7 protein-coding genes are annotated in these 9969 nt (G+C 63.7%); 6 read left to right on the forward strand and 1 reads right to left on the reverse strand.

Features of this window, described 5'->3' with window-relative positions:
• The 3 genes from EN738_RS24345 to EN738_RS24355 all read left to right on the forward strand — a co-directional run.
• A partial coding sequence (locus EN738_RS24345) for a serine hydrolase (RefSeq protein WP_145966916.1) occupies positions 1-818 on the forward strand: 818 nt, incomplete at its 5' end.
• A 25-nt stretch (positions 819-843) separates the two neighbouring features.
• Positions 844-2022: a serine hydrolase gene (locus tag EN738_RS24350; RefSeq protein WP_127285936.1), complete on the forward strand. Its 1179-nt coding sequence runs from the start codon at positions 844-846 to the stop codon at positions 2020-2022.
• A gap of 124 nt (positions 2023-2146) precedes the next feature.
• Positions 2147-4465 (forward strand): Tex family protein, encoded by a 2319-nt coding sequence (locus EN738_RS24355; RefSeq protein ID WP_127285937.1) that lies wholly within the window; start codon positions 2147-2149, stop codon positions 4463-4465.
• On the opposite strand, the gene EN738_RS24360 is transcribed toward EN738_RS24355, so the two are convergent.
• Positions 4466-5377: a LysR family transcriptional regulator gene (locus EN738_RS24360; protein ID WP_127285938.1), complete on the reverse strand. Its 912-nt coding sequence runs from the start codon at positions 5375-5377 to the stop codon at positions 4466-4468.
• Between the two features lie 106 nt (positions 5378-5483).
• On the opposite strand from EN738_RS24360, the gene EN738_RS24365 reads away from it, so the two are divergent.
• The 3 genes from EN738_RS24365 to EN738_RS24375 all read left to right on the forward strand — a co-directional run.
• Entirely contained in the window at positions 5484-6674 is a 1191-nt protein-coding gene (locus tag EN738_RS24365) for an acyl-CoA dehydrogenase (protein ID WP_127285939.1), read from the forward strand.
• A gap of 96 nt (positions 6675-6770) precedes the next feature.
• The gene (locus EN738_RS24370; RefSeq protein ID WP_127285940.1) at positions 6771-7898 is read left to right on the forward strand and encodes an acyltransferase; all 1128 of its coding nucleotides are present in this window, start codon (positions 6771-6773) and stop codon (positions 7896-7898) included.
• 234 nt (positions 7899-8132) lie between these two features.
• Positions 8133-9969: transglutaminase family protein (locus tag EN738_RS24375; protein ID WP_145966917.1), on the forward strand; the 1837-nt coding region annotated here is incomplete at its 3' end.

Genomic DNA, 9969 nt, shown 5'->3' on the forward strand with positions numbered 1-9969 from the left:
CCGGCTCGGTGTTCGGCATCCTCGCCGGGCGCGGCCTGATCGATCCGGCAAAGCCGGTGACCAGCTACCTTCCGGAACTCGGCGAGACCGCCTGGGCAGGCGCCAGCGTGCAGCAGGTGCTCGATATGACGACGGGCGTACGCTTCTCCGAGGAGTACACCAACCCCTATTCGGAGATCGGCCAGGTCGACGTCGCCAGCGGCTGGAAACCGGTGCCGCCTAGCAGCGACCCCGCCTTCCAGTGGCCGGCGCACATGTTCGAGCTGATCCTGCGGCTGAAGGACAAGGTCCGGCCGCATGGCGAGGCGTTCGAATACCGCTCGATCGAGACCGACGTGCTCGCCTTCATCATGGAGCGGGTGACCGGCAAGCGCCTGGCGCAACTGGTTTCCGAGGAACTCTGGCAAAAGCTTGGCGCCGATGAGAGCGCCTGCTTCAGCGTCGACAGCGCCGGCTATGCGCTGGCCGAGGGCGGCTTCAATGCGACGCTGCGCGATTATGGCCGCTTCGGCCAGCTGATCCTCGACAATGGCGGTGGCGTGGTGCCGGCCGACTGGATCGAAGCGACACGCAATGGCAGGCACGGTCCCGGCTTCAATCCCAGCCTGCCGGAAGGTAGCTATCGCAACCAGTTCTGGATCGAGGATCCGCGCTCGCGCGCGCTGATGTGCCGGGGCGTGTTCGGGCAGCTGATCCATATCGGCTGGGACAACCGGATGGTCGTGGTGAAGCTGTCGACCTACCCGGATTTCGCCAACATTGCCTATTCGGTGGCGACGCTGAAGGCCGTGCACGCCATTGCCGCGGCGCTGGGCTGACCCACAACAAGCAGAAGAGATCGTCATGACCGGCAGGACCGCGTTCGAGACACAGTATGGCTTTGCCCGCAATGCGGTGCTGCTCTCCAACTGGCGCGAAAGCCCATTCAATCGCTGGTCGTTCCAGAATGTCGGCGAACTGGTGCCGAGCACGCCCTTCGCGGCGTCGGGCGGCGCAGAGGCGCCGGCGCAGGCGCTTGGCGGGCTGCTCGACGAAAAGGTCGCCCTGGCGGCCGAGCCGGAAACGGTCGCGGCTTTTCTCAAGCGCTCTGACACCGATGCGCTGACGGTCCTGAAGGGCGGCAGGCTGGTCGGCGACTGGTTCGCGCCGCATATGGAGTTCGGCGCGCGCCACATCATCTTCTCGATCAGCAAGTCCTTCACCGCCATCCTTGCCGGCATACTGGAAGGCGAGAGGGTATTCGACCCGGACGCGCCGGTCGTCAGCTATATCCCCGAAGCCGAGGGTTCGGCCTATGGCGATGCGAGCTGCCGGCATGTGCTCGACATGAGCGTCAGCCTCGATTTCGAGGAGGCCTATCTCGATCCCGAAAGCGCGTTTGCCCGCTACCGCCGCGCCACGCTGTGGAATCCGGGTGGCGGGTCCGAAAGCCTCAAGGCGTTCATCCTGACGTTGCAGCGTCTCGGCGAGCCGCACGGGCGCACCTATCGCTACCGCTCGCCCAATTCCGATCTGCTCGGCATGCTGCTGGAGCGGGCGTCCGGACATCGCATCGGCGATCTCCTGCGCGCGAAATTGTGGCAGCCGCTCGGCGCGATGGGCGAGGGTTCGATCGCCGTCGACATGGAAGGCACGGCGCGCACGGCCGGCGGCATTTCGGTGACGCCGCGCGACCTGGCGCGGGTCGGCGAGATGATGCGGCAGGGCGGCATGGCCAATGGCCGCCGCATCGTGCCGGATGCCTGGGTGCGCGACACGGTTTCAACCGGCGGCAGCTTCGAGGCCTGGCAGCGCGGGACGATGGCCTTTCTCTTTCCCAAGGGCCGCTACCGCAACAAATGGTACCAGACCGGCGCCGATAGCGGCGCCTATTGCGGCATCGGCATCCATGGCCAATGGCTCTACGTCAATCCGAAGGCCGAAGTGGTGATCGCCAAGATGTCGTCGCAGCCGGAGCCGGTCGACGACCGGCTCGATGTCGAGCTAGTCGCCTTCTTCGAGGCGCTGAGCCGCATGGTCTGAGCCGCCTCGGCGGGGCGGTTTCGTAACCGTTTTTCTGTGGAACCTCGCTACGGGGCCCGAACAGCGCGGTTGGCGAGGACGGCATCCAGGCCTATGGTCGCCGCTCTTTTCGACAGGGACCGGCATGGCATCCGACATCAAACGCATTGCAGCAATCATCGCGGCCGAGATCGGCGCGCGGCCCGAGCAGGCGGCGGCGGCGATCGGCCTCCTGGACGAGGGCGCGACGGTGCCCTTCGTGGCCCGCTATCGCAAGGAGGTCACCGGCGGGCTCGACGACACGCAATTGCGCGATTTGGCCGAGCGGCTCGCCTATCTGCGCGAGCTCGACACGCGCCGCGAGACGATCCTCGGTTCCATCCGTGAGCAGGGCAAGCTGACCGAGGAATTGGAGGCCAAGATCATTGCTGCCGCCACCAAGGCCGAGCTGGAAGACATCTACCTGCCCTACAAGCCGAAGCGGCGCACCAAGGCGGAGATCGCCAGGGAACGTGGGCTCGGGCCGCTGGCCGAGGCGATCCTTGCCGACCGCGCGGCGGTGCCCGCCGACCTCGCGCTCGCCTACATCACCGAAGAAGTGGCAGACGCAAAGGCCGCGCTCGAGGGCGCGCGCGACATTCTGTCGGAACAGTTCGCCGAGAATGCCGATCTGGTCGGCAAGCTGCGCGCCTATATGAAGGAGCGTGCCTTCCTGCGCGCCAGGGTCGTCGATGGCAAGCAGGAGGCGGGCGCCAAATTCTCCGACTATTTCGACCATGTCGAATGCTGGGCGAACGCACCCAGCCACCGGGCGCTGGCCATGCTGCGCGGCCGCAACGAGGAGGTGCTGTCGCTCGACATCGAGGTCGATGCCGACGATCAATCGCCGGTGAAGCCGGTCGAGCGCATGATTGCTAATGCCTATGCGATCGGCGGCAGCCTGCCGGGCGACCGCTGGCTGATGGAGGTCGCCGGCTGGACCTGGCGCATCAAGCTATCCTTGCATCTGACGCTCGACCTGATGCGCGACCTGCGCGAGCGGGCGGAGGAGGAGGCGATCCACGTCTTCGCGCGCAACTTGAAGGACCTGCTGCTCGCCGCGCCCGCCGGCTCGCGGCCGACGATGGGGCTCGATCCGGGCATCCGCACCGGCGTCAAGGTGGCGGTGGTCGATGGCACCGGCAAGTTGGTGGCGACGACGACGGTCTATCCGTTCCCGCCCAGGAACGACGTGCGCGGGGCGCAGGCCGAGCTCGCCGCGCTCATCCGCCAGCACAAGGTCGAGCTGATCTCGATCGGCAACGGCACCGGCAGCCGCGAGACCGAGAAACTGGTCGCTGACATGCTGTCGGACCTGCCAGCCGGTTCCGGCCCGAAGCCGCTCAAGGTGATCGTCAGCGAGGCGGGCGCTTCGGTCTATTCGGCCTCGGCGGCGGCAGCGGCGGAATTCCCCGGCCTCGACGTGTCACTGCGCGGCGCCGTGTCGATCGCTCGCCGCTTGCAGGATCCGCTTGCCGAACTGGTCAAGATCGAGCCGAAGTCGATCGGCGTCGGCCAGTACCAGCACGATGTCGATCAGTACCGTCTTGGCCGTTCGCTGGAAGCAGTGGTCGAGGATGCTGTCAACGCCGTCGGCGTCGATCTCAACACGGCGTCGGCGCCGCTCTTGGCGCGGGTTTCGGGGCTTGGGCCGTCGCTTGCCGAAGCAATCGTTGCGCATCGCGATGCGACCGGGCCGTTTGCCAGCCGCAAGGACCTGCTCAAAGTGGCGCGGCTCGGACCGCGTGCCTTTGAACAGTCCGCCGGCTTCTTGCGCATTGCCAATGGCGCCGAGCCGCTCGATGCTTCCTCGGTGCATCCCGAAGCCTATGGCGTGGCGAAGAAGATCGTCGCCGCCTGCGGCCGCGACGTGCGCGCGTTGATGGGCGATAGTGCCGCGCTCAAGGCGCTCGATCCGCGTGTCTTCGTCGACGAGCGCTTCGGCCTGCCGACGGTGCGCGACATCCTGGCGGAGCTGGAAAAGCCCGGCCGCGATCCGCGTCCTGGTTTCAAGACGGCGACCTTTGCCGAGGGGGTTGACGACATCAAGGACCTGAAGCCGGGCATGCAGCTCGAAGGCACCGTCACCAATGTCGCTGCTTTCGGCGCCTTCGTCGACATCGGCGTGCATCAGGACGGGCTGGTCCACGTCTCGCAGCTGGCCGACCGCTTCATCAAGGATGCGCATGAGGTGGTGAAGGCGGGCGACGTGGTGAAGGTGCGCGTCGTCGACGTCGACATCAAGCGCAAGCGTATCGGCCTGTCGATGCGCAAGGATGGCCGCGAAGGTGGAGCGGCGCGCAGCGGCCAGCGTGACGGTGGCGGCAAGCCGGCGCCGCGCTCGCCAGCACCGCAACGCCAGCCGGAGCGGCCATCTCAGGGTGCGTTCGGCGCGGCGCTCGCCGAGGCGATGAAGCGCAAGTAGTTACCAGGCGAGGAAAGCCGGCTCCCTTTCAACCTGGCCCAGCAGCCAGTCGCGAAAACTGGCGACCGGTGGATGGCTGCGCTTGTCGTGCGGCACGACCAGATAGTAGGCGCTGCGGCTCTGCATCGGCTGGCCGGGCGCCGGCAGCAACTGGCCGCGCTGCAGTTCTCCGGCAATCAGGATTTCCGGCAGCAGCGCCACGCCGAGCCCCGCCATGCAGGCCTGGGCGACTGTGCCGAACTGCTCGAACTGCATGCCTGGCCCAGTCGGTGCGCTGAGACCCTGCTCCTCGAACCATTCGCTCCAGGCGCCAGGACGCGTCGCCATGTGCAGCAGCGGCAGGCGGCTGATATCGGCCGGCGAGGCGATGTCGCGGCTGGCCAGGAATTCGGGTGAAACCACCGGCATCACGGTTTCGCGCATCAGCAGCGTGCAGTCGGCATCCGGCCAGTCGGGCATGCCGTGATGAATCGCGGCGTCCAGCCTCTCGCGGGCGAAGTCGAAGCGGCCGATGCGGGTGGCGAAGTTGATGGTGATGTCGGGATGGCGGGCGACGAAATCCGGGATCAGTGGCATCAGCCAGCGTGTGCCGAAGGTTGGCAGGATTGCCAGGTTCAGCGCGCCGCTATGTCGATTGCTCATCAATCCGAGAGCGGCGTCGCGCAATTGACCAAGTGCTGAGCGCACCGCTTCAGCATAGATCTCGCCCGCCGTCGACAGCCGGACATTGCGGCTGTCGCGCTCGAACAGCCGGCGTCCGAACTGCTCTTCCAAGAGGTTGATTTGCCGGCTGACGGCGCCTTGCGTCAGGTCGAGTTCGCGGGCGGCGGCGGTGAACGAGCCGAGCCGCGCCACCGCCTCGAAGGCGGCGAGGGCGGCTGTGTTGGGCAGGAGGCGGCGCTGGACGTTCATGATTCATTACTAACGCTCATTGATCCGTGATGCAATTTTGTTTGATTTTTTCCGTGCGGAGGTCGATAAGCCGGGCAATTCAAGATTTCGCTGGGAGAGTGAGGCCATGGCCGCCGAGAAGAATTCCTTCGTCTGGAACGATCCCTTCCTGATCGAGGACCAGCTTTCCGAGGATGAGCGCATGGTGCGCGACGGCGCGGCGGCCTTCGCGGCCGACAAGCTCGCGCCGCGCATTGAGGAGGCTTATCTCGACGAGCAGACCGATCCCTCGATCTTCCGTGAGATGGGCGAGGCGGGCCTGCTCGGCATCACCATTCCCGAGGAGTATGGCGGTCTCGGCGCCAATTACGTGACCTACGGCCTGGTAGCGCGCGAGGTCGAGCGCATCGATTCCGGCTACCGCTCGATGATGAGCGTGCAGTCGTCGCTGGTGATGTATCCTATCCATGCCTATGGATCGGAAGAACAGCGCAAGAAGTACCTGCCGAAGCTGGCCTCCGGCGAATGGATCGGCTGCTTCGGCCTCACCGAACCGGATGCCGGCTCCGACCCGGGCGGTATGAAGACGCGCGCCGAGAAAACGGCGAACGGCTACCGGCTTTCCGGCTCCAAGATGTGGATCTCCAACGCCCCGATCGCCGATGTCTTCGTCGTCTGGGCGAAATCGGCGGCGCATGACAACCAGATCCGCGGCTTCGTGCTGGAGAAGGGCATGAAGGGGCTGTCGGCGCCGAAGATCGGCGGCAAACTCTCGCTGCGGGCGTCGATCACCGGCGAGGTGGTGATGGAAGGTGTCGAGGTCGGCGAGGAGGCGATGCTGCCCAATGTTTCTGGCCTGAAGGGGCCGTTCGGCTGTCTCAACCGGGCGCGCTACGGCATCTCCTGGGGCGCGATGGGCGCGGCCGAGGATTGCTGGCACCGGGCGCGGCAGTACGGCCTCGACCGCAAGCAGTTCGGCAAGCCGCTCGCCGGCACGCAGCTCTTTCAGAAGAAGCTCGCCGACATGCAGACCGAGATCGCGCTCGGCCTGCAGGGCTCATTGCGCGTCGGGCGGCTGATGGACGAGGGCAAGATGGCGCCGGAGATGATCTCGATCGTCAAGCGCAACAATTGCGGCAAGGCGCTCGACATCGCCCGCCAGGCCCGCGACATGCATGGCGGCAACGGCATCCAGATCGGCTACCACGTCATGCGCCATGCGCAGAACCTGGAGACGGTCAATACCTATGAGGGCACGCATGACGTGCATGCGCTGATCCTCGGACGGGCGCAGACAAGCATCCAGGCGTTTTTCTAGCTTTCATGAGTTCATGCGCTTACCACCCAGAGCTCGCACGCACGGATCGTTCCTGACCGACTCCATCAAGCACGGCCGGAACGCGCGATCGTCGGCGTGGCTGTCGCAATCGGCTTGCGCGTGGGCTCGACCTATAGCAAAGATGTGGGGCTTGGGGGCCCCGACATGGATGACAAGCAGCACTTTGCGGTACTCGATGGTCTTCGAGGTGTCGCTGCTTTGGTTGTCCTATTTTTCCATACGGTCCAGCACCATGACCTTCAGAAGCTCCCTCAAGCCGGTTTAGCTGTCGATTTTTTTTATATTCTGAGCGGCCTTGTCATCGCCTACGCGTATGAAAAGCGCCTGGAATCTTCAATGAATTTTTCTCAATTCATGCGGATAAGAATTATTCGACTTTACCCATTGCTCTTCGTTGGAGTGATGTCGGGTTTATTGCTGTTGATTCTCTCCCATTTTATCCAAGGCCGACCCGATTTGAGAGATGTATTCTTGGTCGGGTTGCTCGCAATTTTGCTTTTGCCGAGCTACGTCTTTCCGCAGTGGGCGACGGCCTACCCGCTCAATATGGCTGGATGGTCTCTAACATTCGAGTTTTATGTAAATATCGTCTACGCGCTGATAGTGCGGTATCTTTCAACTAGACGCCTTGTTATTGTTGTGGTTTTGAGTCTAATTGCTCTTATTTGGCTTGCGCTGAAGAATAATATGATATCAGGCGGCAACGATCAAGATAACTGGATTTATGGTTTTATCAGGGTGATGTTTCCGTTCTTTTGTGGAGTCCTCCTGTACCGCCTGAGGCCTGCAAGTCACCTTTCGAATATATCTGCACTGGCGGCAAATCTCTTTCTTGCAATTTTGTTGCTATCAGATTTTGGACGGTCGTGGCTAATCGATCTCGTATATGTTGTATGCATACTGCCGGCAGTGGTATATTTTGGATCATCGTTATTAGTAGATGGTAAGACGCTTTCCCGCTTCCTTCTTATGGGAAGATTGTCTTATCCCGTCTATATCTTGCAGGATCCGATTATTCGCTTTTTCGCAGAAGTCAATTCTCGCATTCACGCTTCCCTTGAGATGGCGCTCGCAATTGATTTTCTGCAAATCCTGACGGTGATCGTGGCTTCCTACCTTGCTTTGAAGTACTTCGACGAGCCGGTCCGAGCGTGGTTGACAGCACGCTCCAGACGACGATTGAAGCCGGTGGCGACGACCTGACCCGCATAACCGTTGCAGACGATATGGATTATCGTCTGGACCGCGCGCTCGCAGGCGCCTTACGGCAATTCCAACGTTGGGAGACCCGCCTGCTGCAAGGCAGGCTAGCATCAGCCATAACTCGCCAACTTAAGGTTGGTCGACTATTCATGTGCAGCGCAACATCTCTGCTTGGAGAATGGCCTGCATTTGTGTCAGGGTTCGGCGAATTGAAACGCCGAACTCAGGGGCCCCATGGCAATTCTGGCAGCCGTCCACCACCTGACCCATTACAGATACGACCGTCCGGTGGTTCTCGGGCCCCAGGTCATCCGGCTGCAGCCGGCGCCGCATTCGCGCACCAAGGTGCTCAGCCACTCGCTGAAGGTCGAGCCGAAGAACCATTTCGTCAACCTGCAGCAGGACCCCTACGGCAACTTCCTCGCGCGCTTCGTCTTCCCGGAGCCGGTGACCGAACTCAAGATCGAGGTCGATCTCGTCGCCGACATGACGGTCTACAATCCATTCGATTTTTTCGTCGAGGAATCGGCCGAGACTTTCCCGTTCGAGTATCCGGAAGAGATCAGGGAAGACCTCGCCATCTACCGGACGCCGGAGCCGGCCGGGCCGCTGCTCTCGGCTTTCCTGGAGACCATCGACCGCGGCTCCAGGAACACCGTCAATTTCCTCGTCGACATCAATGCGCGGCTGCAGCGCGAGATCGCCTATATCGTGCGCATGGAGACGGGCGTCTTCTCGCCGGAGGAGACGCTCGCCGCCGCCAAGGGGTCGTGCCGGGATTCGAGCTGGCTGCTGGTGCAGATCCTGCGCAATCTCGGCATCGCCGCGCGCTTCGTCTCCGGCTACCTGATCCAGCTCAAGCCCGATCTGGTCTCGCTCGACGGGCCGCCCGGCACCGCGGTCGACTTCACCGACCTGCACGCCTGGTGCGAGGTCTATATCCCCGGCGCCGGCTGGATCGGTTTCGATCCGACCTCGGGCCTGCTCACCGGCGAAAGCCACGTGCCGCTCGCCGCCACCCCGCATTTCCGCAATGCCGCGCCGATTTCCGGCATGGCGAGCTTCGCCAATGTCGATTTCGGCTTCGACATGCGGGTCGACCGCATCGCCGAGCATCCGCGCATCACCAAGCCGTTCTCCGACGAAAGCTGGCAGGCGCTCGACGCGCTGGGAAACAAGTTGGACGCGGCGCTGAAGGAAGGCGACGTGCGGCTCACCATGGGCGGCGAGCCGACCTTCGTGTCGATCGACGATTTCGAATCCGCCGAGTGGAACACCGCCGCCGTCGGTCCGACCAAACGCGGCAAGGCGGACGAGTTGATCCGCCGTCTGCGCGAGCGTTTCGCTCCGGGCGGTTTTCTCCACTATGGCCAGGGCAAATGGTATCCGGGCGAGAGCCTGCCGCGCTGGACCTTCTCGCTGTATTGGCGCACCGATGGCCAGCCGGTGTGGAGCGACCCGTCGCTGATCGCGCGCGAAAAGAGCAGCGTCGCGGTGGGTCCCGAACAGGCGCAAAGCCTGCTGACGGCGATCGCCGGCGAGCTCGGCATCGACAAGGCGATGGTCAGCGAGGCCTATGAGGATCCGGCCGAGTGGCTGCTCAAGGAAGGCAAGCTGCCGGACAATGTCGATCCCTCCAATTCCAAGCTCGAGGATCCGGAAGAGCGCAGCCGCATGGCGCGCGTGTTCGAGCGCGGGCTGACCAAGCCGTCGGGTTATGTGCTGCCAGTCCAGCGCTGGAACAGCCAGGCTGCCGGCCAGCGCTGGCGCTCGGAGAAATGGAAGACCAGGCGCGGCCGGCTGTTCCTGGTTCCCGGCGATTCACCGGTCGGCTATCGGTTGCCGCTCGGCACTCTGCCCTATGTGCCGCCGGCGCAATTCCCCTACATCGTCCCGGTCGATCCGTCGCTGCCGCGCGGCCCGCTGCCGGCGCGCGGGGCCATCCTGCCGGGAGCCGCTCCGGCGGAGCTTGAAGGCGCCGACGAAATGGCGCGCCGCCAGCAGGCGGTGTCCTTCACCGCGGTAGCCGGCCAGCAGGACCGTGTCGAGCAGGAGATCACCGAGATCGGCG

This window comes from Mesorhizobium sp. M4B.F.Ca.ET.017.02.2.1 (assembly GCF_003998955.1).
GTDB classification, from domain to species: domain Bacteria; phylum Pseudomonadota; class Alphaproteobacteria; order Rhizobiales; family Rhizobiaceae; genus Mesorhizobium; species Mesorhizobium abyssinicae.

What these genes read in the sequence shown, in the direction of transcription:
- EN738_RS24350 (WP_127285936.1), top strand. Translation starts at nt 844, where the DNA reads ATGACCGGCAGGACCGCGTTCGAGACACAGTATGGCTTTGCCCGCAAT.
- EN738_RS24355 (WP_127285937.1), top strand. Translation starts at nt 2,147, where the DNA reads ATGGCATCCGACATCAAACGCATTGCAGCAATCATCGCGGCCGAGATC.
- EN738_RS24360 (WP_127285938.1), bottom strand. Translation starts at nt 5,377, where the DNA reads ATGAACGTCCAGCGCCGCCTCCTGCCCAACACAGCCGCCCTCGCCGCC.
- EN738_RS24365 (WP_127285939.1), top strand. Translation starts at nt 5,484, where the DNA reads ATGGCCGCCGAGAAGAATTCCTTCGTCTGGAACGATCCCTTCCTGATC.